Annotated in this window: 24 protein-coding genes; 13 read left to right on the forward strand and 11 right to left on the reverse strand. The window is 65.3% G+C overall.

Annotated features, from left to right (window positions below; genetic code table 11):
- Nucleotides 1-396 (forward strand): F0F1 ATP synthase subunit epsilon, encoded by a 396-nt coding sequence (locus R3X27_RS11170; protein WP_317708936.1) that lies wholly within the window; start codon nt 1-3, stop codon nt 394-396.
- 479 nt (nt 397-875) lie between these two features.
- Here the strand turns inward: R3X27_RS11170 and ybgC are convergent, their stop codons facing one another.
- From ybgC to R3X27_RS11195, 5 genes are all read right to left on the reverse strand, one after another.
- Nucleotides 876-1,283, reverse strand: coding sequence for a tol-pal system-associated acyl-CoA thioesterase (gene ybgC / locus R3X27_RS11175; RefSeq protein ID WP_317708937.1), 408 nt, complete (start codon nt 1,281-1,283; stop codon nt 876-878).
- 61 nt (nt 1,284-1,344) lie between these two features.
- Entirely contained in the window at nt 1,345-1,854 is a 510-nt protein-coding gene (locus R3X27_RS11180) for a hypothetical protein (protein WP_317708938.1), read from the reverse strand.
- A gap of 47 nt (nt 1,855-1,901) precedes the next feature.
- Nucleotides 1,902-2,303, reverse strand: a complete 402-nt coding sequence (locus R3X27_RS11185; RefSeq protein ID WP_317708939.1) for a hypothetical protein — start codon at nt 2,301-2,303, stop codon at nt 1,902-1,904.
- A gap of 9 nt (nt 2,304-2,312) precedes the next feature.
- The gene (locus R3X27_RS11190; RefSeq protein ID WP_317708940.1) at nt 2,313-2,939 is read right to left on the reverse strand and encodes a hypothetical protein; all 627 of its coding nucleotides are present in this window, start codon (nt 2,937-2,939) and stop codon (nt 2,313-2,315) included.
- A 303-nt stretch (nt 2,940-3,242) separates the two neighbouring features.
- Nucleotides 3,243-5,780: a cation-transporting P-type ATPase gene (locus tag R3X27_RS11195; RefSeq protein WP_317708941.1), complete on the reverse strand. Its 2,538-nt coding sequence runs from the start codon at nt 5,778-5,780 to the stop codon at nt 3,243-3,245.
- Nucleotides 5,781-6,103: 323 nt separating this feature from the next.
- Between R3X27_RS11195 and R3X27_RS11200 the strand changes: the two genes are divergently transcribed.
- The 11 genes from R3X27_RS11200 (at nt 6,104) to R3X27_RS11250 (ending at nt 14,615) form a co-directional block, all read left to right on the forward strand.
- Nucleotides 6,104-6,805 (forward strand): alpha/beta hydrolase, encoded by a 702-nt coding sequence (locus tag R3X27_RS11200; RefSeq protein WP_317708942.1) that lies wholly within the window; start codon nt 6,104-6,106, stop codon nt 6,803-6,805.
- Nucleotides 6,806-7,056: 251 nt separating this feature from the next.
- Entirely contained in the window at nt 7,057-8,445 is a 1,389-nt protein-coding gene (gene atpD / locus R3X27_RS11205) for a F0F1 ATP synthase subunit beta (protein WP_411572489.1), read from the forward strand.
- Entirely contained in the window at nt 8,442-8,852 is a 411-nt protein-coding gene (locus R3X27_RS11210; protein WP_317708944.1) for an ATPase, read from the forward strand. The genes atpD and R3X27_RS11210 overlap by 4 nt, the downstream gene beginning before the upstream one ends.
- The gene (locus tag R3X27_RS11215; protein ID WP_317708945.1) at nt 8,849-9,136 is read left to right on the forward strand and encodes an AtpZ/AtpI family protein; all 288 of its coding nucleotides are present in this window, start codon (nt 8,849-8,851) and stop codon (nt 9,134-9,136) included. Before R3X27_RS11210 ends, R3X27_RS11215 begins: the two co-directional genes overlap by 4 nt.
- Nucleotides 9,133-9,438: an ATP synthase subunit AtpR gene (locus R3X27_RS11220; protein WP_317708946.1), complete on the forward strand. Its 306-nt coding sequence runs from the start codon at nt 9,133-9,135 to the stop codon at nt 9,436-9,438. Before R3X27_RS11215 ends, R3X27_RS11220 begins: the two co-directional genes overlap by 4 nt.
- Nucleotides 9,435-10,121 (forward strand): F0F1 ATP synthase subunit A, encoded by a 687-nt coding sequence (locus R3X27_RS11225; protein WP_317708947.1) that lies wholly within the window; start codon nt 9,435-9,437, stop codon nt 10,119-10,121. Before R3X27_RS11220 ends, R3X27_RS11225 begins: the two co-directional genes overlap by 4 nt.
- Nucleotides 10,118-10,387 carry a F0F1 ATP synthase subunit C gene (locus R3X27_RS11230; RefSeq protein WP_317708948.1) on the forward strand — a complete coding sequence of 90 codons (270 nt, stop codon included), beginning with the start codon at nt 10,118-10,120 and terminating at the stop codon, nt 10,385-10,387. Before R3X27_RS11225 ends, R3X27_RS11230 begins: the two co-directional genes overlap by 4 nt.
- A 3-nt stretch (nt 10,388-10,390) precedes the next feature.
- Nucleotides 10,391-11,155, forward strand: coding sequence for a F0F1 ATP synthase subunit B (locus R3X27_RS11235; RefSeq protein WP_317708949.1), 765 nt, complete (start codon nt 10,391-10,393; stop codon nt 11,153-11,155).
- Nucleotides 11,152-12,681, forward strand: coding sequence for a F0F1 ATP synthase subunit alpha (locus R3X27_RS11240; RefSeq protein ID WP_317708950.1), 1,530 nt, complete (start codon nt 11,152-11,154; stop codon nt 12,679-12,681). The genes R3X27_RS11235 and R3X27_RS11240 overlap by 4 nt, the downstream gene beginning before the upstream one ends.
- Nucleotides 12,678-13,595, forward strand: coding sequence for a F0F1 ATP synthase subunit gamma (locus R3X27_RS11245; protein ID WP_317708951.1), 918 nt, complete (start codon nt 12,678-12,680; stop codon nt 13,593-13,595). The genes R3X27_RS11240 and R3X27_RS11245 overlap by 4 nt, the downstream gene beginning before the upstream one ends.
- 363 nt (nt 13,596-13,958) lie before the next feature.
- Nucleotides 13,959-14,615 (forward strand): hypothetical protein, encoded by a 657-nt coding sequence (locus tag R3X27_RS11250; protein ID WP_317708952.1) that lies wholly within the window; start codon nt 13,959-13,961, stop codon nt 14,613-14,615.
- A gap of 372 nt (nt 14,616-14,987) precedes the next feature.
- Here the strand turns inward: R3X27_RS11250 and R3X27_RS11255 are convergent, their stop codons facing one another.
- The 4 genes from R3X27_RS11255 to R3X27_RS11270 all read right to left on the reverse strand — a co-directional run bounded on the left by R3X27_RS11255 (nt 14,988) and on the right by R3X27_RS11270 (nt 22,034).
- Nucleotides 14,988-17,372 (reverse strand): ATP-binding protein, encoded by a 2,385-nt coding sequence (locus tag R3X27_RS11255; RefSeq protein WP_317708953.1) that lies wholly within the window; start codon nt 17,370-17,372, stop codon nt 14,988-14,990.
- Nucleotides 17,373-17,375: 3 nt separating this feature from the next.
- Nucleotides 17,376-18,050, reverse strand: a complete 675-nt coding sequence (locus R3X27_RS11260; protein WP_317708954.1) for a hypothetical protein — start codon at nt 18,048-18,050, stop codon at nt 17,376-17,378.
- Nucleotides 18,051-18,115: 65 nt separating this feature from the next.
- Nucleotides 18,116-20,575 (reverse strand): trimethylamine-N-oxide reductase TorA, encoded by a 2,460-nt coding sequence (gene torA / locus R3X27_RS11265; RefSeq protein WP_317708955.1) that lies wholly within the window; start codon nt 20,573-20,575, stop codon nt 18,116-18,118.
- Nucleotides 20,576-20,861: 286 nt separating this feature from the next.
- The gene (locus R3X27_RS11270; protein ID WP_317708956.1) at nt 20,862-22,034 is read right to left on the reverse strand and encodes a NapC/NirT family cytochrome c; all 1,173 of its coding nucleotides are present in this window, start codon (nt 22,032-22,034) and stop codon (nt 20,862-20,864) included.
- Between the two features lie 149 nt (nt 22,035-22,183).
- On the opposite strand from R3X27_RS11270, the gene R3X27_RS11275 reads away from it, so the two are divergent.
- Entirely contained in the window at nt 22,184-22,885 is a 702-nt protein-coding gene (locus tag R3X27_RS11275; protein ID WP_317708957.1) for a response regulator, read from the forward strand.
- Nucleotides 22,886-22,942: 57 nt separating this feature from the next.
- On the opposite strand, the gene R3X27_RS11280 is transcribed toward R3X27_RS11275, so the two are convergent.
- Both R3X27_RS11280 and R3X27_RS11285 read right to left on the reverse strand, forming a co-directional pair.
- Nucleotides 22,943-23,800 (reverse strand): dienelactone hydrolase family protein, encoded by an 858-nt coding sequence (locus R3X27_RS11280; protein WP_317708958.1) that lies wholly within the window; start codon nt 23,798-23,800, stop codon nt 22,943-22,945.
- Nucleotides 23,797-25,497, reverse strand: a complete 1,701-nt coding sequence (locus R3X27_RS11285) for an alpha/beta hydrolase (RefSeq protein ID WP_317708959.1) — start codon at nt 25,495-25,497, stop codon at nt 23,797-23,799. Before R3X27_RS11285 ends, R3X27_RS11280 begins: the two co-directional genes overlap by 4 nt.
- Nucleotides 25,498-25,840: the final 343 nt, after the last annotated feature.

Consider the following 25,840-nt stretch of genomic DNA (forward strand, 5'->3'; position numbering starts at 1 on the left):
ATGGCCAATACGATGCAGTTCGACCTGGTAAGCCCGGAAAAGCGGCTCGCGTCGCTTGAGGCCACCCAGGTCCAGATCCCGGCCGCCGAAGGCGACATGACGGCGATGCCCGACCACGCGCCGGTCATCACCACGCTGCGCCCGGGGATGGTCAAGGTCACCGGCGCCGACGGCTCCGAGACCAGCTACGCGGTGACCGGCGGTTTCGCCGAGATCAACGCGGAAGCGATGTCGGTGCTGGCCGAGCACGCCTCGGAAGGTGCCGAGGGCAAGGTCGCGCTGGAGGGCTTCCTCGAGGATGCCCGCGGGCGCGCGGCCGATGCTTCGGGCGACACCCGGGACGTGGCGGAGAAACTCGTCGCTGATCTGGAGCAGCTTCTGGAAGCGATGGTCTGATCCGTCACCGCGATCGACGATTTCGGAAAGCCCCGCCTCGCGCGGGGCTTTCTGCTTTTGGAGCGGTCGGTGCGTGCGGGGGGGATCGAAGCAGGACCATTTGGTCGATGGCTCGACAACGGGAAACGCGCTTTCCATGTGGGCCGACAGGTGTTGATTGTCGTCTTTGGGGCGGTGCGCTGGTGGGCAGGGCGACCGATGCGCGCAGCGTGCATCCGCAAGACCACATAGTGTGGCGTCGAGAGCCAGGTCGCAGGACGGCATGTCGCTGAAATGAAATTCGCCCCGCGCAGCAGATGCGCGGGGCGACGGTGAAGGGGGATGCTCCACCCAGCCATTGGGACAGGCTACGTCGAGTAGTTAGGGCCAAATCGGGCAGAGGAAAGGCGGTTGGTGCCTTTGTGGAAATGAAAGTGGTTTTCCAACAACAGTGGCCCGGCGACAGCCTGGAAAGACCCCGAAATTGCCGCGCGAACCGGTCAGGCGGAGCGCCCGGCGGCCTGCATCCGGTCCTTGATTGCCGGCGGCAGGCGCAGCGGGCGCCCGTCGAGCGACATCGTGACGATGACAACCCGCGCCTTGAACAGGACCTGCGCGCCGCGCATCACCTGCTGCGCCATCTCGAATCGGGCGCCACGGATCTCCGCAAGCTCGGTCTCGACCCGCAGGTCATCTCCCAGCCTGGCCGGGGCGAGGTAGTCGGCTTCGACCCGGCGCACGGCGAAAACGATGCCGTGCTCCTCCTTGAGCGCGTTCTGGTCGATTCCGATCTCGCGCACAAATTCGGAGCGGCCGCGTTCGATGAACTTGAGGTAATTGGCGTAGTAGACGATCCCCGCCATGTCGGTGTCTTCGTAATAGACACGCAGCTCGTGGATATGCGGCATGAGACGCTCCGGATTGAGTGTGCTTCGGTGCTAGGCGCGAATGGGGGGCGGTGCAAGCGGGTCAGTCGGATTTGATCAGGCCGGAGAAGCCGGCAACGGCCAAGAGCGAGAGCGCCCAGCCGGCGAGGATCTGCGCCCAGAGGAACCAGCGAGCGCTACAGCCCCAGTTGCCCGCCTTCTCGTCGGGGATCCAGAATTCCTGCATTTCCAATGCCACTACGGGCAAAAGCGTGTCGGCCGAATAGACCAGCGGGTTGAACTGCGGGTAGCGCTTCGCCTCGGGCTGGCGCTGGAAGCAATCGAGCTGGCTCTCTCCCGGTTCGGCCAATCCCTTCTTTTCTCCTTGGTCCGGCGATGCCGCAAGCGGGCCCTTCTCTTCGCCATAGCCCTTGCAGATCACGTAGCGCAGGAAATCGGCGCGGATCTGCAGGTCGTCACCGGCATCGGCGTCGGGGCAGCTGTCGCTGACGGTGACGCCACCGGGCGACCACGCCTCGTCGCGCAGTTTCTGGTCGGCCTTGGAGAGGGCGCCGAAGGCTTTCAGGTCACGGATGGGGGCACTGGTACGCATGGCCTTACGCTGACGCTTCGGGGCGGGCAAGGTGGGAAATGCCGCAGTCAGCGGTCCAGCTTGCGCGCGATGAAGGCGGTTGCGCCGACGCCGCCGGCCGTGTGGAAGCCGGTGAGGCAGCGTTGTTCGAAGCGGGTCTGGAGCTGGTCCGGGGGCGGGGTGTCCTCCGGTTCGGGCTGCCATTCGAAGAGGTGGACGCCGCCCTTGTAGCGCATGCGGAACCAGCCGAGATCGCCTTCGGCGTGGATCTTCACCGCCGGGAAGATGCGGATCACCTTGCCCTCTTCGAGGATGAATTCGGACGGGTCCCAGGAATTGGCACCGAGGCGGTGGAAATGCCCGATCTCGCGAGCCGAGAACGCATGTGCGGTCTGGGCATTGGGGACCATCAGGGCTGCGGCCTCGATGGGGCCGGAAAGGGCGTGAAGCAGTTTGGTGCGGGCATCCATGACGAGTCCTCAGTTCCCGCGCCCGAGCCGCGCGGCGAGGCGCAGGGCGTGGCTGGGATCCGTAGCAGCGGCGGGCATGACGGGATCATAGGCGGCGCGGATCACGTCGCCAATCTCCGGGTGCAGGACGATCGTGCCTTCGGGCGTGCGGGCGAGTGGGGAGCGGGTTGTGAAGGCGCGGTCGGACCAGGACAGGATGCTCTGCGCCATCTGGCTCAGGGCGATGTCCTCGGCGGGCTGTTCGGAGAGGGCGTCATCCATGCGCAGGAAGACGAAGGCGGCGCGGATGGCACCGCTCTGCTCGAAGCGAAAGGCGCGGTACTGGTTGGCGTCGGCCTCGGCGAGCCTCGCGACCAGCGGCGCAAGGTCCGGTACGAGCTTGTCGAGATCGGGCACCTGCAGCAACTCCTCCCACTGGCGGAAGAAGAAGACCATCAGATTGGCGCCCATCTCGGTGTCGGTCTCGGCCATCTTGTGACCGGCGAGGGTCACGATGGCCTCGCAGGCGCCCTTGACGGTCGAGAGCGTGGCATCGTCGACGCCGAAAACGATGGGAACGATGGGGCGTTCCCAGCGGGCGAAGAGATAGCTGTCATCCGAGCAGGTGAACAGCTGTTCGATATCCTGGGGGGTCATGGGCGGGCCTCCTTTTGATCCTGTCGCATCATGTGGCGGGGGAAATGTCCAGAGGCCAGCGGCGGATCGGATGGGGCAGGGGCTCCCGCCCGGTCTCGTCGCATCGCAGATGCGCTCCACCGGTTGGGGGTGGCCGCGCGCTGGCGCGCGCGGCGGGCGCGCTCGGACTTGTCGTTCTGTTCGCTGGCCGGACGCGACTTGATCGGCGACGGATGACCCTTCGGGTCCGTGAAAGCCTGGTCTTGCCTGCCGGTGCTGGGCAGCCAGCGCAGCGCGTCTCCTGGTCTCGACGCGCGTCAGGCCCTACCGTCGCATCGTTTTCACCAGTTCCGGTACGAGGACCAGAGGCAGCGCCAGCGCCAGGATCATCCCCCAGTGGTTGAGCGCAAGTGGTACCGTGTGCAGCATTGCCTGAAGCGGCGACCAGTAGACGGCTGCGATCTGGGCAAGCATCATTGCCGTGAAGGCCAGCCAGAGCGCCGGGTTGCTCCCCCAACCGAGTTTCCAGCACGGATCGCGCAGCGAGCGGAACGCGAAGACGCTCGCCTTCTCGAAGACGACCATGCCGGTGAAGGCGGCCGTCCGCGCGAGATCGACACCCAGCTCCAGAAGCGAATAGAAGATCCAGAGGCTGGCTGCGCCGGTATAGATCCCGAAGGCGAGGATCACCGGGACGGCGGACAGCCCAAGCAGGCGCTGATGCGGATCGCGCGGTGGTTGCTTCATCTGCCCCGGTTCCGGCTTCTCCACCCCGAGCGCGACCGCCGTGACGCCATCGGTCACGAGGTTCATCCATAGGATCTGGGTCGGCAGGAAGATCAGCGGCCCGCCGATCGCGAGGTTGGTCATCAGCGCGACAACCTCGCCGGTATTCGACGCGAGCAGGTAGCGGACAAACTTCCGGATATTCTCGAATTGCCGACGACCCTCGCGCACGGCCCGCACGATGGTTGCGTAATTGTCGTCGAGCAACACGACGTCGGAGGCGTCCTTGGCGACCGCGGTGCCGCGGATGCCCATCGCGAGGCCGATATCGGCCTTCTTCAGGGCCGGGGCATCGTTCACGCCGTCACCGGTCATCGCGACAACCGCCCCGCCTGCCTGAAGCGCCGCGATGATGCGCAGCTTGTCCGCCGGGCGGGCGCGGGCGAAGACAACGTCGCCGTGCAATGCCTGCGCCAGGGCGGGGTCGTCCATATCGGCGAGATCGTCGCTGGTCAGCACCGTCTGCGAGGGAATGGCGAGCTGGCCGGCGATGTACTGCGCCGTGGCAGGGTGGTCGCCGGTGATCATGATGGTGCGAATGCCGGCGCGCCCGGCCAGCTCGACGGCCTCGCGAACCTCCGCGCGCGGCGGGTCCACCAGCCCGACCAGCCCGAGGAAGACGAGATCGGTCTCGACGATCGGGGCGGGCCCGTGTAGCCGGAAGGCCAGCGCGATGGTCCGGAGCCCGTCCCGGGCCATGCGGTCCACAGCCCCCGCAATCGCTGTCCGCTCGGCCCGGGTCATCGGCGACGGTCCTTCAGCGCGCTCAACCTCGGTGCAGATCTCGAGGATCTTCTCCGGAGCGCCCTTGCAATGCAGCTCCAGACCGTCCGCGGTCTGTGCCAACACGCTCATGCACTTGCGGTCGCTGCTGAAGGGCAGTTCGGCGGTTACGGCATCCGGATCGGCCGGGTCTGCCCAGGCCTTGGCCGCAAGCGTCACAAGCGCGCCCTCTGTCGGCTCGCCGATCATCTCCCAGCCATCCGTTCCGTGCTGAAGCCGGGCATGGGAACAGAGCCGCGCCGTTCGACAGAGGCGGGCCAGAACCGGATCGTCTTTGGCCCGGACTCGAGCGCCGTCCCGGGCGATATGCCCTTCCGGGTCATAGCCGTTCCCGGTGACCGTGTACTCGGCGTCCGGGGTGTGAATGCTGCGCGCGGTCATCTTGTTTTCGGTCAGGGTGCCGGTCTTGTCGGTGCAGATCACGCTGGCCGCGCCGAGGGTCTCGACCGCCTGAAGGTTGCGTACGAGTGCCTTCTGCCGAGACATCGCACCGGCCCCGAGCGCTAGGGTCACGGTGACCACCGCCGGCAAACCCTCGGGCACCATCGCCACCGCCAGCGACAGGCCCAGCATGAAGACCTCCATTGCCGGGCGCGCGGTCAGGAAGGCCGCGAGCATGACAAGAGCTGCGATGGCGATGGCCAGCAGCCCAAGCTGTCGCGCCAGCCCGTGCAACTCGCGCTGCAACTGGGTCGGTTCGTCATCGACCGAGGCTGTGAGCGTGGCGATGCGTCCGAACCGGGTGTTCTGGCCGATTGCCGTGACCCGCGCCTCGGCATGGCCGTTCAACACGGTCGTGCCCGAGGCCACGCCGTCGCCCGTGGCGCGCGCCACCGGGACGGATTCCCCGGTCAGGACGCTCTCGTCGACCAGCAGGCCAGCCTCGTGCAGCACATCGGCATCGGCGGGAATCCTGTCGCCCTCGGCCAGCACGATCAGGTCACCCGGCAGCAGCTCCCGCGCCGGCAGACTGCGCCGCACACCGTCCCGCAATACGAGTGCCACGGGAGACAACATCCGCCGCAGCGCCTGCATCGTCGTTTCCGCGCGCCATTCCTGAACGAAACCGAGTCCGGCATTCAGCAGAACCACCGCGACGATTGCGATGAAATCCGCGATTTCCCCGACTGCGAGCGAGATAGCGGCAGCGGCCAGCAGCAGCAGGACGAGCAGGTTGGTGAACTGGTGGGCAAGCAGGCGCAGCGGAGAGGCCGGCGGCGTTTCCGGCAAGGCGTTCCAGCCATGCTCCTTGCGCAGCTCGGCAACCTCTCGCTCCCTGAGGCCCTGATACATGAAACCGCCTCCCATCGCTGAAGACGGCTGCAAGGATAGCCCTTTGCGCGATGATGGCGTTGACTGGAATCAAGCAAGGGCCGGATTCATGTCCGATCCCGGTTCGACAGCTCTGGCCAGCGACGGCAATCTTCATGGCATTTGTTCTGGAAACTTGCGGCGAGCGCGAAAAAACTCCGCGTGGTGCTGTTTGCCGGGTTTAAGAACGCGACGAAAATACATATACTGAAAATACACCAAAAGACTCTCGCCGGCATCCGGGAAAGGATGTGGACGGTCGACCGTCGGGTGCACCGCATATACATTTGGACGAGGACAGGAAAATGTCGAATTCGTTGCCAGTTGTCATGGTGCCTGGTCTTTTGTGCGACCAGCGCGTTTTCGAGGCGCAGGTGGCGGCTCTGTCAGGCCTCGCCCCGACCCAGGTCACCGATATTTCGCGCTATGACACGATCGACGCCATGGCCGAGGCGATCCTGGCCGAGGCCCCGGAGACATTCGCGCTCTGTGGCTTCTCGATGGGCGGCTATGTCTGCCAGGAAATCCTGCGTCGGGCACCAGAGAGGGTCGACCGGCTTGCCCTGATCAGCACGAATGCCCGGGCCGACAGCGACCATGCGCGCGCGTTTCGCAAGGCGTTGCTGTCGGACGCGTCCCACGGGCATTTCGCGGACGCCGTGGACAACCTGCTGCAGCATCTTCTGCCAAAGGCGCGTCAGGAAGACCCGGACCTGACCGGAGTGTTCCATGCAATGGCTCGCAAGATCGGACCGGCCGGGTTCGAGCGCGAACAACATGCCATCATGACGCGCGTCGACCATCGCCGGGACCTCGCCGAGATCCCGTGCCGGACACTCGTGCTCTACGGTCATGACGACCCGTTGATGCCGCCGGGTACGCAACTCGAACTGGCGACGGGGATTCCGGTTTCGATGCTGGTAACGCTTCCCGATTGCGGACATCTGGCGACGCTCGAGAAGCCACGGGAGGTCTCGGAACAGCTTCGCCGCTGGTACCTCAACTGATCGCGCCGACGCCGACGCCAACCCATTGACCGTCGGAGATTGACGCAGGTCATTTAATTCTGGTGTCGCTTGGGTATCCTGTTCCCATCCCGTTTTCGGAGCGTCATCGCGATGCCCACCGGGGCATTCGTTCATCGCTTCTATCGGGTAGGGGAAGAGCCGGCACGGTCCTGTCCTCCTCCATGGATCGTGCCGGTTTCGGCAGGAATGCGACCCGACCGAATCAAGTTTCGAAGGGCGATGCCATGTCCATGGCCGAAACCAACAAGAGCGAAACCGTCAGGGGGGGGCGGATCGTCGCCATTCGTGGCGGCGTCGTGGATATTGCCTTTGACGGCGAGGTGCCGCGCATTCACGACTTGCTGCATGCCGGGAAAGTCGCGCTGGAGGTTGCGTCGTTGGCCGAGGACGGCGTGGTGCGCGCAATGGCGCTGGCGCCTGTGCGCGGTCTTGGGCTGGGCATGCGGGTCGTTGCGACCGGTCACCAGATCGAGGTCCCCGTGGGCGAGGCGCTGCTGGGGCGGATGCTCGATGTCTTCGGCGCGCCGATCGACGGCGGCCCGCCCCCGGTCGACTGCGCCCTGCGTCCGATACACAGCCCGCCCCCCGGGCTTCAGGCACTCGGCAGGCAGTCCGAGATCCTGGAGACCGGGATCAAGGCGATCGACCTGCTTGCGCCCATCGAGCGTGGCGGCAAGACCGGCCTGTTCGGCGGCGCGGGCGTTGGCAAGACGGTGCTCATCACCGAGTTGATCAACAATATCGTTCAGGTCCATGATGGGGTGAGCCTGTTCTGCGGCATCGGTGAGCGCTCACGGGAGGCCGAGGAACTCTATCGCGACATCGGTGAGGCCGGCGTGCGCGACAAGACGGTGATGCTCTTCGGCCAGATGAACGAAGCGCCGGGCGTGCGCTTCCTTGTCGGCAACACGGCGCTGACAATGGCCGAGTATTTCCGCGATGACCGGCACCAGGACGTGTTGCTGCTGATCGACAATATCTTCCGCTTCGTGCAGGCCGGCTCCGAGGTTTCCGGCCTGATGGGGCGCATGCCCTCGCGTGTCGGTTACCAACCGACTCTGGCGACCGAGCTGGCCGCGTTGCAGGAGCGCATCGTTTCCACTGGCAACGGGGCGATCACCTCTGTGCAGGCGGTCTATGTGCCCGCCGACGACTTCACCGACCCCGCCGCGGCGCACATCTTCTCTCATCTCTCGGCCTCGGTCGTGCTGTCGCGCAAGCGGGCGAGCGAAGGGCTTTACCCGGCGGTCGATCCGCTGGCCTCCACCTCCGCGATGCTGACGCCAGACGTTGTCGGGGCGCGTCATCACGACATTGCCCGGGCGGTGCGCCGCACGCTGGCCGACTACGAGGAGCTGCGCGACATCATCGCCATGCTCGGGCTGGAGGAGCTGACCGCGTCCGACCGTGCGACAGTGGCGCGGGCACGGCGCCTTGAGCGCTTCCTGACCCAGCCCTTCTTCACCACAGGGGAGATCTCGGGGATGACCGGAACGCGGGTCCCGATCTCGGACACGCTGGACGGATGCGAAAGGCTCCTGTCCCAGGAGCGCTTCGAGCTTCCCGAGAGCGCCTATTACATGATCGGCGCGCTTGATGCGCCGGAGGCGGTGTCATGAGCATGGCGACGCAAATGGATGTCTCGGTGCGGCTCCCGGCGCGGCGCCTCTTCGACGGCGCGGCGGTTGCTGTCAATGGCGTGGGGCGGCAAGGCGCCTTCGGGTTGCTGCCCAATCATGTCGATACCGTCGTTGCGTTGGTTCCCTCCGTGATGGCGCTTCGCCTCGTGGACGGAACCGAGCTGTTTTTCGGCCTCGACGAGGGCATTCTCGTCAAGCGCGGACACCGGGTCGACATCGCCTGTATCCGCGGCATCCGCGGCACGGATCTGGGCGCGTTGCAGGAGAGCGTCGAGGCGAGCTTCGTCCAGATCGACGAGGAAGAGCGGCTCGCGCGCTCGGCTCTGGCGCGGCTTGAAGCCGACATGGTGCGGCGGTTCGCAGAGCTGCGGGAGCCGGTGCAATGACGAAGAAGCCCGACCGGCATGCCGAGAAGATCGCCCGCCACGCGCGGCGGATCGCGGATCGACGCGCCCATCCGGGGCCAAGCCCGCTGCGCGGGATCGGCGCCTTCGGGGTGATCGGCTGGTCGGTGGCGGTGCCGACAGTTCTCGGGATCGCCCTCGGCACATGGTTGGACCGCGTGGCGCCGCAGGATTTCTCCTGGACGCTGGCGCTTCTCCTCGGCGGCGTCGTGCTCGGCGCTGTGCTGGCATGGCGCTGGATCGACAGCGAAGGAAAGGACAGATGATGCCGATTGACTGGACGGCCATTGGTCTCGGGCTGCTCGTGGGTGCGGGGATCAGTTCGCTCTATTTCGCCGGGCTTGCCCTTGGCCTGCGCCGCGCGTTGGCCGGGGCGCATCCCGTGGCCGTGCTCGTGGCCAGCGCGGCGCTGCGGATGGCCGGGCTGCTTGCTGTCGGCTGGACGGTCATCGCACTGGCCGGGCCCTGGGCCGGGTTGAGCCTCGCGCTGGCCTTTTTCACAACCCGACATCTCGCGGTGGCGCTTGCCCGACGCGGATCGTCGGGCGCGGCGGAGGGACGGCCATGACATTGTCGGGCGACGACATCATCCTTTTCACGCTGCTCGGGATTCGCATCAACGCCACGATCTTTTTCACCTGGATCGTCATGGCGCTGCTGGCTGGAACTGCCTGGCTGGTCACCCGGCGCGTGCGCCCGGACCAGCCGCCCAGCCGCTGGCGCACCGCGCTGGAGGTGATCGTGCAGGGGATCGAAGGCCAGATCGAGGAGGTCACGGGGCGCCGGGCGCCGCATCTTCTGTATTTTGCCGGCACGCTGTTCCTCTTCGTCGCCGCATCGAACCTGCTGCTCGTGGTGCCGGGGTTTCACCCGCCCACGGCGTCGCTGTCGACGACCACCGCGCTGGCGCTTTCGGTGCTGATCGCAGTGCCGCTCTTCGGCATTACCAGCCGCGGGCTGATCGGCTATCTGCGCACCTACACGCAGCCCTCGATTGTCATGCTGCCCTTCAATCTCATCACCGAAATCTCCCGCGCCGTGTCGCTCGCGATCCGGCTCTACGGCAACATCATGAGCGGTGCGGTGATTGCCGCGATCCTGCTCAGCGTGGCGCCGTTCTTCCTGCCAGTGGTGATGGACATGCTGGGCCTGCTGACCGGCATGATCCAGGCCTATATTTTCGCGATCCTTGCCACCGTCTATATCGCCAGCGCCACTGCGCCGCCTCCACCCGGAAAGGAACTCCAATGACAGAGCTGACCCTCATCGCCTTCATCTCGATCCTCACGGCCGGGATCACGGTGTCCTTCGGTGCGATCGGCCCGGCGCTGGGAGAAGGTCGCGCCGCCGCCGCGGCCATGACCGCGATGGCCCAGCAGCCCGACGCGGCCCCGACCATCTCGCGGACGCTCTTTGTCAGCCTCGCGATGATCGAATCCACGGCGATCTATTGTTTTGTCGTCGCCATGATCCTCATCTTCGCCAATCCGTTCTGGAACATGGCGGCGGGCGGGTAGACGATGACGATCGACTGGATCACGGTCCTCGCGCAGATCGGCAATTTCCTGTTGCTGTTGTGGCTGCTGAAGCGGTTTCTCTTCCGGCCGATCCTTGACGGGATCGACGCGCGCGAAGCCGAGATCGACGCGCGCATGGAGCGCGCGGTCCGGGCGCGGGAAGACTCCGAGGCGACCGAGGCGGCCTATCGCGCGAAGCTGGAAGCGCTGCAATCGGCGCGATCGGAAATCACCAACGGCGAGCGCGCGCGCGCCGAAGCGCAGGCCGACGAGTTGTTGGGGGCGGCGCGGGAGCGGATGGAGCAGGAAAAACGGACCTGCCAGGCACAGCTCGACGCGGAGGCGCGCAGTTTCACCGACAGGCTGCACCGGGCCGGCGCGCGGGCGCTGCTGGCGATGACCCGAAAGGCGCTGGGCGATCTGGCGGATGTGGAGCTTGAAGCCGGGATGGCGCGGCACCTTGCCCGGCAGGCCGCTGCGATGGCGCCCGAGATCCGCGCGGCAGCCGGGCAAGGGCGCGCGGCCGTGGTGACCAGTCGAACTGCCTTGCCGGATGCCGAACAGGCACATTTCGCCGAAAGCTTCGCTGGGATCCTGCCGGGCGCGACTCTCCGCTTCGAGACCGACCCCGACCAGTCTCCGGGGATGGTCCTCCGTCTTGGCGGCGCGCAGCTCGCCTGGACCGTGGACAGCTATCTCGACGGGTTGGAGGCGCAATACGGAGAGCAGCTTGCGGCGCTTGGTGCACCAGCGGGGCAGGGGGCATGACCGACCGGACGCGCAGGGACATCCCGGACCCCGAGACGCTCCTGACAGGGCTTCTGGCCTGCGACGGGCCCGGGCCGCGGTTGAGCGAGATTGGCAGGGTTGCCGAGATCGGTGACGGGATTGCCATCGTTGCCGGGCTGGAACGCGCGCTGGCGGACGAGGTGCTGCATTTCGCAAGCGGTGTGCGGGGGATCGTTCTGGACGTGGAACCGGGCCGGCTGGGCGTTGTCCTGCTGGGCGCGAGCGACAGGGTCACGGTTGGCGAGGTCGTGCAGCGCTCCCGCAAGGTGGCCAGCATGCCGGTGGGACCGGGGCTGCTGGGGCGGGTGGTCGACGCGCTCGGGCTGCCGCTGGACGGGGGCGGCGCGCCGGACGCGATCGCATCGCGCCCGGTCGAGGCGGAGGCACCGGCGATCCTCGACCGGCTGCCGGTCACGCGCCCGTTGCAGACCGGGATCAAGGTGATCGACGCCGCCGTGCCCATCGGGCTGGGGCAACGCGAACTGCTCATCGGGGATCGGCGGACGGGCAAGACCTCGCTGGGGGTCGGCGCGATCCTCAACCAGCGCGACACCGGGGTGATCTGCATCTACTGCGCGATCGGCCAGCGCGGCGACGCGGTGGCCCGCGTCATCGACACGATCCGCGCCGGCGGCATGATGGACACCACGCTGGTCATCGCCGCCGGGGACGAGGAGGCCGCCGGACTGGCCTATCTGGCGCCCTATGCGGCGATGACAGTGGCGGAGTATTTCGCCGGACAGGCGCGCGACGTGCTGGTGGTGCTGGACGACCTGACTCACCACGCGCGGTCCTATCGCGAGCTGTCGCTGCTCCTGCGCCGCCCGCCCGGGCGCGAAGCCTTCCCCGGCGACATTTTCTTCGTGCATGCAAGGCTGCTGGAACGCGGCGGGCAATTCGCGCCCAAGGCCGGGGGCGGATCGATCACCGTGCTGCCCGTGGTCGAGACCCAGGCCGGAAATCTCTCGGCCTATATCCCGACCAACCTGATCTCGATCACCGACGGGCAGATCTATCTTTCGCCCCGGCTGGTACGCAAGAACCTGTTCCCGGCGGTCGATCTCGGTGTTTCCGTCTCCCGGGTCGGCGGCAAGGCGCAGAGCCCAGCCTTCCGCGCGGTGGCGGGAAACCTGCGGGTGACGCTGTCGCAATTCGAGGAACTGGAGGAATTCGGCCGCTTCGGAACGCGTCTGGACGACGTGACGCGCGCGCGGCTGGCTCGCGGGGCGGCCATCCGGGGCGCGCTGCGGCAGGGCGAGCGCGACCCGATGACGGCGCTCGAACAGCTCGCGGTGCTTGTCGTGGCGGTGGAAGGGCTGTTTGACGGGATGGACGAGGCAACCCTGTTCGATGCGATGGACGGGCTGCGCGGGGCCATGCGCGAAGGACCCGGCGAGATCGCCGGGCGTCTGTCCGGGGAGGCGCCGCTATCGGAGGCCGATCGGTCTCATATCCTTGATCTCGCGCGTGGCCTGTTGGAGCCCGAAGGGGGGCGGGGCGCATGACGCAGACACTTGAAAGCCTTGCCCGCAAGACCGCGAGCCTCGCAAGCATTCGCGGTATCGTTCACACGATGAAGACCGTCTCGGTGATCAATTCCGCGCCCTATGAACAGGCGGCCGAGGCCATCGAGGCCTTCCACGCGACGGTGCTGGAGGGGCTGCAGGCCTTTCTGTACAGCCACGGCCCCTTGCAGCTGTCCCCGGACCCGCCCGCGCGGCAAGTGATGATCGTTTTTGGTTCCGATCATGGCCTTTGCGGCAATTACAACGAGGCGCTCGCCGAAGATGTTCTTCGCTATCTCGGGCCGGATCCCGGCGCGGCATGGACGCTGCTCTGTGTCGGGGCGCAGATGGCAGACGCGCTGGCCGAGCAGGGGATCGCGGTGGAACAGACCCACCTGACGCCGGCCTCCGCGGACGGTATCGTGCGGCTGGCAAACCTGCTCGCGCAGGAGTTGGACGGGATCCGGCGAGACAGCCTGCCGCGCCCGCTCTCGGCGAGCATCGCCCATTGTGAACGCCGTCCGGATGGTTTGGGCGGGTCGGCCATCCGCAAGCTGCTGCCGATAGATCCCGCGTTGATCGCAGCGCTCCAGGACCGTGGCTGGCGGTCGCGCTCCTTGCCTGTCCCTGCCGGTCCGCCGGAGATGTTGCTGGGAGAGTTGCTGCGCGGTCATCTTTTCGCGAGCCTGTTCCGGGCCAGCGCCGAGGCGCTTGTCACCGAGAACGCGGCGCGGATGGCGCGGATGCAGCAGGCCGAGCGGGCGGTGGATGACAGGCTCGAGGACGTGACGGCCGAAACACGCAACCTGCGGCAGAGCGAGATCACTGCCGAATTGCTGGACCTGATTGCCGGCTTCGAGGCGTTGCGCAAGCCACGCCGCCCGAACAGATCCGTGCGAGAGGCACCCGGGTAGGACCGGGCAAGCAGGGCCTCAAACCGTTTGCACCTCCAGCGTGGTATGAAACCGCCCTTCGATTCCGATCCCGAGGGGTTGAAGGTTGCGGGCGGACCGGCATGCCGAACGACTGGTTGCCAATGCTGTCCAAGGAGCTGGAAGGAATGTGGACGATCCCGGTTTCGTGCAGTGGTTGAGTCTGTGCGTCGCGCTTAGTCCCGACCTAGACCATCTCGGGGCGCCGAAAAAAGCGCCGAAAACGGCCATGGCTGCGGCAGAACCCGGCGTACCCATGGGCCTTGCGCAAAACAGGTCCGCGGAGAACTTGATACCCGCCCGATAAAATACATATCTTGAGTATGTATTCAGGGAGTGTCTGCCATGCTGAATCTCTGCCCGTCCGAAATCGCGAAAGAAACAGGATCCGCCTTCACGATCTATCAGATCGAGATCGAGGGGGCGAAAGGCCGGATGGTTTATACCGGCTGGACGTCGCAGGGGATTCACAAACGGGCGCAGGATTATCGCCGCGAAACGGGGCGCTTGCTGAAGGGTGTCCCGCATAACCGCGCTGGCGGCTACCGGGCCATCCATCTTGCGCTGGCAGCCGCCGTTCTCGAGGGGTGGTTTGCCAGGATCCGCATCGTTGGCGGGGCCGAGACCGCCGAAGAGGCCCGCGCGCTCGAACGCCATCACGAGGCGCAGCTCAAAGGCGAGGTCCGGTTGAACGGTTGGCATGGCGACGCGACCTGCGGCGCGCTCCGCCGGATCGTCGCGGAACATCTGCGTCGTCTTGGCCTGGACAGTGACCGGACTCATGCCGTTTTGGGGGACTCCCCGGATGTCGATGCGCCCCCAGAGCCCCGCGTCAGGCGGCATGTCGAGCCCTTCGCGCGGGACGACACATCATCGCCGGCGCAATGGGCGGCGGAGGATCGCGGGACCTGGAAGCGCCATGTCGCGGCGCGAGACACACCCGGCCCTCGGGATGGCACAGGCGCGAGCGGTCCCGGATGGCCCGAAGAAAACCGAAAATGACCGCGCCGAGCCGGCCCGCACCAATTGGTCGAATCCCGGCCTGGGAACCGGGCAGGTCCAGCGTGTCGGTCGGCCCGCAGGTGCGCCCGGCGCGCGGCAGGTAGGCGGACCGGAGGGTGCATGGAACCCGTTCAAGCGGCTGACGATGATTCTTCGTGAGGTGAATGACTTTCCGCCACCGACGATTGGACCGGTATCTGGTCACGCTCCCATGACATTGTGTCGTCCGTCGTCTGGCGGTGATCGATGCAGACCTCTGGACCAGGGAGCCGGATGCCGTTTCATACCAGTGCCGATCCCGATCGATCTGGCCTGGCGGAAACTGACCATTGCGCCGGATGCGTGGGTCCGGCCGTCAGGCATGCTCGGAGATCACGTCGCCTGATGTGTCGCAGATGCGCGCTCCGTCTCTGCAAGGAATTCAAGGAGCGTGTCCCGAGCATCGAGGAGTTGCTGCCCGAACTCGACGATGTCTTCGGGGGATAGGGTCTTGTCGGCCCCGTCCGCCCTGGACTCGATTTCGCGCGCGGTGTGTGAAATCTCGTTCAGCCCGAGCAGCCCTGACGCGCCGGCGAGCGCATGTGCGGTCGAAGAGACCTTCGGCCAGTCAGATCCGGAAACGCCTGCGTGCAGTTCCTCGATGCGCACGGGGATGGTGTCTGTGAACGCCCGGATGATCCGCCGGCTCCGGTCCGGTCCGAGATGCGACATGTGCTGGTTGAGCGTCGCGAGGTTGGTGTCTGACCTGCGCGGTGTCACCGTTTCTGGTGCCGGTGCCTGCCCCTCGGTGGTGCATCTGGCGGGAAGAAGGGGATGAATTGCCCGCGACAGGTCCTCTGTATCGTAGGGTTTTCCGAGGACCCCGTCCGGTACCGCCGCGTCGGATGCTCCCGCCGTCACATCGCCGACCGACGCCGTGACGATAACAACCGGAATCCCGGAATTGTCGCCGGATCGCACTTCTCGGATCTTCGCCAGCAGCTCAAGCCCCGTGACCCCCGGCATGCGATTGTCGCTGAGGACGAGGTCGAACGGCTCCGACTGGAGCCGGTCGAGCGCTGCTGGAGCGGAGGAGACAGCGATCGCGTGATGGCCGAGTTTTCCGAGGAACCCCTGGGCCACGGCCCGGTTGACCTCGTCGTCATCCACCACAAGAATCCGCGCCCCGACCGGCTGCGACCGGGAGGCGGCGGCTTCGACGACCGAAACAGCCGCCTCCAGCGGGAGATCCGCCTGGAATATGCTGCCGCCTGCGGGGTTGGCGCTGCACCGGATCTCTCCGCCGAGGGACGAGACGATCTTTCGGCAGATCGCGAGGCCAAGGCCGACGCCCCCCTTGAGCGGAGCGCCGCTGCCGTCATGCTGGGTAAACGCGTCGAAGAGCCAGGCGCTCGGACCGTCCGGAAGCCCCACACCGGTGTCGAGCACTTCGAAGCGGACCCACGCGGGGCCGCCGGAGCGGTGCAGGGGCGCCACGTGGACGGTGATCTCGCCCTGCTCGGTGAACTTGACGGCATTGTGGACGAGGTTGAGCAATACCTGCCGGATCATGGAGGTATCCCCCCGCAGATGCGTCGGCAGGTCGGGCGCGATCCGGGTCACCAGCCGGAGCCCTTTTTCCGATGCGAGCCGATCCACCACCAACAAGACCTGACCCACGAGCTCGGCCAGGTCGAAATCTCCCGGCACGGGCGCCCGTCCACCGACTTCTGCCTGCGAGAAATCGAGGATGTCGCCGACCACCCCTGCGAGCAAGCCGCCCGAAGAGAGGATGCCGTCGACGTGGCGGGACTGCTCGGCCGAAAGCTCGGTGTCCCGCAGCAGGCGGGCAAGCCCGAGCACACCGGCAATCGGCGTTCGGATCTCGTGGCTCATCGCGGCAAGGAAGGTCGACTTTGCCTGATCGGCGGCCTCGGCCCGGCGCAACGCGCGTTTATATTCCGAGACGTCGTTGAGGATGATGACGGTGCCATCGAACTTGTGACTGACATCCAGCATCGCCTGGATGTTGACGTTGAACTCCCGCGGACCGGAGACGGTTTCGACCACCGCATCATAGCCGCCTTCGGAGGCCCCCTTGAGCATGGCGGTGATCTGGGCGTTCAGCAGCGGGCTGTTGGAGGCGCCGTAATAGGAGGCGCCGGGCGCCACATCTCCGCAGAACAGCCGATGGGCGGCGTGATTGAGATGGGTGGGGTGGCGATTGGCATCGAGCAGGATCACCGGTTCCCGGATGCTTTCGAAGATCGTCAGGTACTTGTTCTTTTCGTTGGTCAGGAGCCTTGTCTGCCCCTGAAGGTCGCGCAGACGGTCGGCGTTGGAGGCCGAGTTCCACTCGCCGCAGAGGCCAATCTCCACCTGGTCGAAGAAATCCAGAACGTAGCCGCGCAGCCGCCGTGCATCGGTCTCCGATACCGCGTTCTCGTCGATGAGATCGAGATAGGCGCGGCGATAATACTTCAACAGCCCCAGAAAATCGGTCAGCTGCACGCCGCGTGCCCGGTGCCGCAGCGCCTGTTCCACGCCGAAGGCGACGATGGTCTCGCGCGCGCGGCCAAACCCGTCGGGCGCATTCGACACGGCGTCCGCCGCAGCGACGGCATCGAGGATCGGTCCGGACAAACCGCAGATGGAGGCGCGCCAGGCCTCGCGCAATGTCGAGGTGTTCTCGGCGAAGCCCTGCGCCACGGCGTAGAAGACGACACGGTCAACCAGCCAGTCTTCGTTATCGAGGATCAGCCTTTCGAGTGTTTTCATCTTTCACCTCCGGGCGTCCGGATCGGCGGTCTGGGCGTCACCGGATGCAGACTCAAGGGTATCGCTTGCGTGATGCTGGAGGAAGGCAAGAATGAGCATCTGGTCCGCCTTCGCAAGCCCGGTGCGTGGACCCATGACCTTGATCAGGCTGCGCCACTGGTTCGCGGTGTAGTGCTCGGGCACACGGCGTTGGTGGCAGGCCGTGCAGCGCTCCGCGAAGAGCGCCCAGGCAGCCCGCCAGATCGGGTCGATCTCGGCCTGCAGCGTCGATTGCGCGACCCAGCCCTCGACCCGCATCCGTTTCCACGTGATGCCGGTGTCGGAATCCCGCATGTGTCCCATCAGGGTCAGCGCGTCCAGATTGGCCTTCGGAACTGTCGCGGCCAGAATCCGTTTCCCTGGCAGGGCGAACAGCACACGCTCGGCACCGTCGCGCGCCCAGCCTTCCAGCTCGACCCGGTGGAACCCCTCCCGGGTCTCCAGCCGGTTCACTGTCGCGGAGACCGCGATCTGCGCCAGAACCGGCGCATCATTTGCGGGCGCGTTTGCCAAGGGCGCGGCGGAGGATGCGAACATCGGTTCGGCCACGGCCCCGCCCGCCACGAAGAAAGCGGCGGCTCCGACTCCGGAAAGGCCGCGCCGAAGCGCGACCAGTCCAAGGGAGGTAACCTTATGCAAGATGGTTCTCATGAAAAAACGAGGGGGGTGGCGGGGGCCGTGTTCGCCCCCCGCCATCTCCCGTGTCAGCCTTCGGCCGGGGTGGTGAACACCACCGGGTCGCCTGCTTCTCCGGTGAATTTCTCGACATCCACCACCGCTGTGTGGCCGCAATTGCCTTGCGCAAGGCTGGACGTGCCGATGCCGACCGTCAGCATGTTGACGTCGCCATACTCACAGAGCGTTCCCGCTTCCGCGCCGGCCGCCGGGCTGTACCAGCCGCCTTCGGAGATCCGGATCACGTTCGGGCGGATCTCGTCTGTGACGATTGCGCCGGCGAGGATCGCACCACGGTCGTTGAAGACCCGCACGATATCGCCATCGGCAATCCCGCGCGATTCCGCATCGACCGGGTTGATCAGGCAAGGCTCGCGCCCGGCAACCGCGTAGGTCTCGCGCAGTTTCGTGCCATTGAGCTGCGAGTGCAGGCGCGAGTCCGGGTGGGCGGTGTCGAGGTGGAACGGGAATTTCGACCCGGTTCCCAGCCGTTCGATCGGTTCCATCCACATCGGATGCGGCGGGCAATCGTCATAGCCCATCTTCTCGATATTCCGCGAGAAGATCTCGATCAGGCCGGACGGCGTCCCGAGCGGTTCAAGCAGCGGATCTTCGCGGAAATCGGCATAGCGCACGAACTGCTTGTTGGCTTCGGGGATCTCGAACTCGATGACCCCGGCCTCCCAGAAATCGTCGAAGCCAGGCACTTCGATGCCACGTGCCGGTGCCTGTTCGGCGGCGGACTCGTAGAAGCCCTTGATCCAGGCCATCTCGTCCTTGCCTTCGGTGAACTTGTCCCGCGCGCCGAATTTCTCGGAAAGGTCGGCGAAGATGTCGAAATCGTTGCGGGCCTCGTACATTGGCTCGATCACCTGCTTCATCGCCACGATGGCGCGGGCCGAGTAATCGCCGACATTCTCGATGTCGTTGCGCTCGTAGGACGAGGTCGCGGGCAACACGATATCGGCCATGCGCGCCGTCGGCGTCCACTGGAAGTCCTGCACGACAACCGTTTCGAGCCGTTTCCAGCCTTCGATAAGCTCCTGCGTGCTGGGATGGTGGGCAAAGGGGTTGCCGCCGACCCAGTAGACCATCTTCACTTCCGGGAAGGTCTGGGTCTTGCCGTTGAAGTTGAACTCCTTGCCGGGGTTCAGGATCATTTCGGCAACGCGGGAGACCGGGATCGACGCCGCGCCGGCATCGGTCATCCAGGCAGCCCCTTCCACAGCTCCGCCACCGTCGCTGATGCCGGGGAGAACAATCGAATTGGCCGAGGGCGCGCCGCCATTGGCATAGTGGTAGGAGAGGCCGAAGCCACCGCCCGGCAAGCCGATCTGGCCGAGCATGGAGGCGAGCGTGACCAGCATCCAGTGCGATTGCTCGCCATGGTGCTGCCGCTGGATCGACCAACCCGAGCTGAGCATGGTGCGGTTGGACTGGAAGAGGCGCGCCAGTTCCTTGATCTGCTCGGCGGGCACTTCACAGATCTCGGAGGCCCATTCCGCCGTCTTCGGCGTGTCGTCGGTCTCGCCCAGAAGGTAGGGCAGGAACTTGTCGAAGCCCGAGGTGTATTCGTCGAGGAAGTCGACGTCATGCAGCTCTTCGGTGTAAAGCGTATGGGCAATGCCGAGCATCATTGCGACGTCGGTATGCGGCCGGATCGGAATCCACTCGGCGTCGAAGAATTTCGCCGTGTGCGATTTCCACGGGTCGATGCAGATGACTTTCTTGCCGGTTTTCTTGAATTCTTCGAGGCCGACATAGCCGTCGTGATCGGCCACGGTCCAGCCGATCTGGTTGGTGCGGACCGGGTCCGCGCCCCAGAAGACCAGCACATCGGTCGATTCCACGACCACCGGCCAGACGGTCTGCTGCTCGTAGACTTCCAGCGTGCCCATGACATGCGGCATGATAATCTGGCTGGCGCCGGTGGAATAGTCTCCGCTCGCGTTCACGAAGGATCCGTTCAGGCCGACATTCAGCATCCGCCGCATCAGGCTCTGGCAATTGTGCAGCTTGCCCGAGCTTTTCCAGCCATAGGACCCGCCGAAAATGCCCGTCGGACCGTAGGTGTCGGACACGCGCTTCAACTCGCCGGAGACCAGTTCGAGCGCATCGTCCCAGCTGACACGGACGAAGTCGTTCATGCCGCGGGTTTCGGGCGCGGCACCCGGGCCGCCTTCGAGGAAGGCGCGGCGAACCATCGGATATTGAATCCGCGTCGGCGACATGACGGAGTCCATGATGCCCGGAAGCTGGTGCGAGGGATGCGGATCGCTTTCCCACGGGCGCACATCCACCCATTTGCCGCCTTCGACCTTGGCGTAGAAGGCCCCCCAATGCGAGCCCGTCAGCACTTCGCCATCCGCGACGGCGGCGCGGGCCGGGTTCACCCAGGCCGATGGCGCCAGCAGCCCGAGCGCTCCAAGTGCCGTTGCGCCCTTCAGAACGCCGCGTCTTGAGATTTGTGTATGGTCTTTGCCGGACATGATCCGCCCTCCGCTGATACGGTTTATCTCTCCCGGCGCAGCGGCGATGGACCTCCGTTGGAACCCGGCGGTCCGATTCCAGCGCTGCGCGCATGCGCAAAGCCTATTGCGACGCTGTAAACAGGGTTCCGGAAGGCGGTGAACCGGCTGTAAAATTTTGCAAACAGGTTGTAAACGGCGCGGCCGCGTGCCGCCTCTCGAAAGACAGTTCGGCCGGCGGGAGCCTCCGCCGGCCGGCTGCGGTCGGCCACTTGCCTTGGCTGCAAGTGGGCCACCCTTGGGTCGGTCAGTGACCCGCGCCTGCGCCGCCAGTGTCGCTGGCATGCATTTGCAGGTATTTCTGCAGGAACCGGTACTGTTCCTTGTCGAGGGCGATGAACCGTTCCATCGCCTTGAGCGTGCCGATCCACTGGTTGGCCAGCAGGTGTTCGGCGGGCACCGCCCCGTGACAGACCCCGCAACTCGCGTTGTTCATCTCGGCGCCGTAGGCCCAGAGGTCGTCGAGATTGTCGAGCAGGTCCGTCTTGTCCACCCAGACATCCATGCTGACCTGGTGCCAGACGAGATCGGTATCCGGATCGGTTTCGGTTGCGTGCCGTTCGATGCGCTCCACGGCACTCTTCTTCGCGGTCGCGGTGAAGATCCGATGCCCGCGCAATTCATAGATCACCTTGTCCACGCCATCCTGCTGCCAGCCATCGACCCGCACTTTCAGGGTTTCACCGTCGCGCTCCAGAACCGTCAGATGGGACGCGGCCAGGATCTGACCGGAGGCGCTGTCGCCAGCCTTCGCATCTTCTGCGCTGCCATAATGCGGCTTGGTCCTGAGCACGTAGAGCTCGTCCGCCTTTGCTCCCTGGTCGACGGCCCTGGCCGTCAGGTCCTCGAATGTCTTCTTGTAGCCTTGCGACATGTCCGGCAGCTTGTGGGCGATCCCCTTGTGGCAATCGATACAGGTATCGCCATTCGCGAAGCCGGCTTGCATCGATTTGGCTGCTTCCGGGGTCTGTTTCTCGAAATCCATCGCGTGGTCGACATGGCAGGAGCGGCATTCGCGCGAGTCGCTGGACTTCATCTCGTCCCAGACACGTTCGGCCATCTCGAGCCGGTGAGTCTCGTATTTCTCTGGCGTGTCGATCTTGCCCGTCCACGAACTGTAGGCTTCGCCAAGCGCCCGGTAATGATCGACCACCGACGGAATGAAGGCTTTGGGAACGTGGCAATCCGGGCAGCCTGCCTGAACCCCGGAGGCGTTGGAATAGTGCGCCGAGAGCTTGTACTCCTCATAGGCGGGCGCAAGTTCGTGACAGGAGACGCAGAACTCCGTGGTCTCGGTTGCCTTCAGCGCCGAATGCCCGCCCACCAGCAAGAGCATCATCACAAGCCCTCCGATCAGCAGAAGCACGCCGCTCGACAGGACCCCGGACGGTGTCCACAGCCAGTTCCAGATCCGTTTCATGCCGCACTACTCCTGAAAACGGCGCAACGGACCGTCCGCCTGCACCTGCGTCGAGGACTGGATAAAGGGTCGCTGTAAATCCGCTGTTTTCCGGATTTGAATGGGCTGTAGAAAATTGTAAACAGGTTGTGAAAAGTAGGGGGATGCAGATGGATGCGCCAAAGCGCGTACTGATCGTCGAGGATGATCTGACCAGCCTCGAACTCATGGCCGGCTATTTCGAGGTCGAGGGGTTTCGGGTGCTCAAGGCCAGCAATGGCGACGAGATGGACATGGCCCTGCGCAAGGCCAATGTGGACCTGCTTTGCCTCGACATCCGCCTGCCGGGGCGGGACGGGTTGAGCCTGTTGCGGGAGTTGCGGCGCAGCTCCGACCTTCCGGTCATTGTCATCAGCTCAAAAACCGAGGATGTCGACCGGATCGTCGCGCTGGAAATCGGTGCGGATGACTATATCGACAAGCCCTACAATCCCCGCGAGTTGCTGGCCCGTGCAAACAATATCCTGCGCCGTGTGGGGCGTTCGGAACAGGCGGTGGCTGAAGGTCAGGAACTGGTCCACGATTTCAATGGTTGGACGCTCACGCCTGCCGCCCGCAGGCTCGCAGCGCCCGATGGCAGCGACGTCCACCTGACCCGCGGCGAGTTCGAACTCCTGCTGGCCCTTCTGCGCAACCGCGGACGGGTCATGCAACGCGACGCCCTGCTGGACGCCTTGAGCGGTCGGGAGCGTGACCCGTTCGACAGGACGGTTGATGTTCTCGTCGGGCGCCTGCGGAAAAAGATCGAACGCGACCCGAAAGATCCGGAAATCATCATCACCGTTCACGGCATTGGATACGTGTTTCTTTGAGATCGACCCCCCTCTCAATCGGAAGGTCCCCTAATGGAGCGCAAATCTCGCAGCCAATTACGGGTGTCCGGTGACACGCCGCAAAAAACCGTTGGCAAGGGTTTCTGTGTGATCGCGCTGTGAGGCGTCGAAGGTCAGGCTCGACAGGGGAGATTTCTCCTGCTGATCGAACCCGTGCCCGGCCCCCGCGAGTACCTCTGTCTCGATTTTGGCCCCGCCCGCGTGAAGGGTCTCGGCCATGGCAAGGCAATCGTCCGTATCCACGATGCGATCCTCTTCGGCGAGGACCATCAGCACAGGCAGGTCCGTCGGCCAGGGTGCCTTGTCCGCGCCGTTCAGCAGCCCGCAATACGGGTAGAGCAACACCATTGCGGTCACGCTCTCCAGCAGGCTTTCAGGCGGGGCGGGCCATTTGGTCAGCCCCGGGGGCACCTCGCCGGAAGACGCTTCGGCGACGAACTCCATCGCCGTCCATCCGCCATGCGACGCGCCGAGGACAACCACGTCATCGGTCACGTCCGCGCGCTGCCCAAGGGCGTTCAGCGCCACCGCAAGGTCACCGGCGCGTTCGGCCCCGGGCAGGGCCTGTCCGGCGCAGACAAGCCGCCAGCTTTCGAGCTGGTCCAGACCGCGCGGCGTGTGGCTGTCGACGATCAGCGCGAGCCGACCCGAGGCGACGAACCGCTCTGCCCAATAGGTCATGTTATCCCGCACGCCGTCGCACCCCGACAGCAGAATGGCCGCCGGGAAGGGCCCCGATCCCTCCGGGCGCAGGATACGCCAGTGGGATTCCAGCCGCTCCTCGCGCCTTTTGGGCGTGTCATCGAGTGTCGAGATCCCGACGGCGTGGCGAAACGTGTTCAGTGCAAAGAACAGCAGGATCGCCGCCACGCCCGCGAGGATCCACCAGATCATTTTCGTCGGCACCCCTGACCCCACTCCTGCCCGCACCATTCCTTCAGGCGGGCGCTTGTCTCTCCGTTCCATCCCTCGGGGGCGGTCACGGACGCCCAGGGGTCGATATAGTCATGCGCGATGTAATTGTGGCCGTAGCCGCCGGGCACACCCAATGCCAGCGCCATGTCGAGCGCCAGTTGCAACTGCGTGACCACCGGAATGAAGCGGATCTTTGGCGAGACATCCGCCGCGCGTGGTTCCTTCATCCATTCGGGCGCCCGCCAGAGCGAGGCCGGTTCATAGAACACGATTGCATCGGAGGCGTGCTGCAGGAAGGCAAGGCGTATGCGGCCCCATGGCCCGGGGGAGCGATCTATTCCACCATATTGCGATGCAAACCGGACGAGTTGACCGCTGCCGACCGTCGGCAAGACGTATGGAGAGTCGGGATTTCGGGCCGCGACGGCCGCGTTCCACTGTGCCGAGGGGAAGGGCGGTCCGGTCCAGAGCGCACCATCGATCGGGTCGTTGAGGACCCGGTAGACGTTGAACGAGTACATCGACGACCAGGCGCCGAGGCTGATCCCGTGCATGTAGAATCTCGGTCGCGACTCCGGCGGCAGTGTGGTCCAGTGGGCATAGATCGTCCGCATGGTGGCGGTTGCCTGATCCAGGCCCGACTGCGTCTCGAAGATCAGCGCCAGGGGCGACTGAAGAAAGGAATACTGAACGGCCACGGTCGCTATGTCGCCGTCATGCATGAACTCCAAAGGCTCGTGCCCGCCCGGATCGAGCCAGCCGGTGCCGGTCGGGCTGGCGACAATCAGGACTTTGCGGTCAAAAGCACCAAGCCGCTTGAGCTCCTCGAGCGCCAGTTCGGCGCGCGCCTGCGGGGAATCGTCCTGCGCCCGCCCGACATAGACCCGGATCGGATCCATGGCGTCGCGGCCGCTGAAGGCCGAAATCGCTTGCGCATCCGGCCCGTTCAGGACGTAGTTTCGTCCCGGTTGCCCCATCGCACCCCAGTCGACAAGGGAGTCCGGCCCGCCGACAAACCGGGGGTCCGTGGGCGCAGGCGGCGCATCCGCGAACAGGTCCTGCGCCGCGGCATAGGACTCGTCCGCCAGGTCGAAGCCGGATTGGACAACCCCATCCCGGGTCACCACGAAGACGATCAATGCCGCGAGAACGAGCCCAAGGACATTCGCCAACCGCATCGGCATGATCCGATAGAGCCGGCGCCGGATCCAGTCGAACAGCCATTGGGTCGCCCAGCCGAGCAGAAAGCAAACGATGAAAACCGCGGTGGCGACCCCGAGGATTCCCAGCGAACTGAAGGCCTCCAAGGGCTCCATTCCGAAGAGAACCCGGGTCGAGTTCTGCCACTCTGCGGCGTGCAGCAATGTCCAGAACAGCGTCCCCAGCACAGGGAGCGCCAGGAGCAGGCACAGGATACGCACCCCCCGCGCCGGCAGGTTCGGCAGTTCCAGGCCCTGCCAGACAGCATGTGCGAACTGACCGATGGCGTAGCCGATAGCCGTCACCAGACCAGCCAGGATGCCTTGCAGGACCCAGGGGCGGGGGATCAGCGACGGCGTCAGGGAGGCGGCGAAAAAGAGCAGACCCAGCAGCAGCGGCAAGAACGCCAGGCCAAGGAAACGTGTGCGGGTGGGGCCGGTATCCTGCCGTGTCGAAGGTAGGTCGTGATGTCTCATGTCAGGTTCCACCGTCTCATTGTGTGGCGTCCGTGAATGCGTTGCTCGCCTTTAGAGTGAATCGCCCGACGGGACGTTGTTTGCAACAGGATCTTCGGTTGACCGGAGGGGAGCGCGCCCGTCCGTGTTCATGGTGCCAAGGTTTCCCTCCTCCAAAAGCGAAGTCGCGACGGGTCTCGGAGCGGGACAGTCCGCGGTGGCGATCATGTCGGAACTGTCGCAGAACACCAGCGCCAACCGTTCCGTTGTCAGCCTGCCGGCCCTTATTTCGGTTTCGGTGTGGTTCCGGGTTTGGTAGGAGACACATCTCCCATGAAGGCGAGCAAGGTTGTTAGGAGACGTG

It is taken from the genome of Tropicimonas sp. TH_r6 (assembly GCF_033101155.1).
Classification (GTDB): domain Bacteria; phylum Pseudomonadota; class Alphaproteobacteria; order Rhodobacterales; family Rhodobacteraceae; genus Tropicimonas.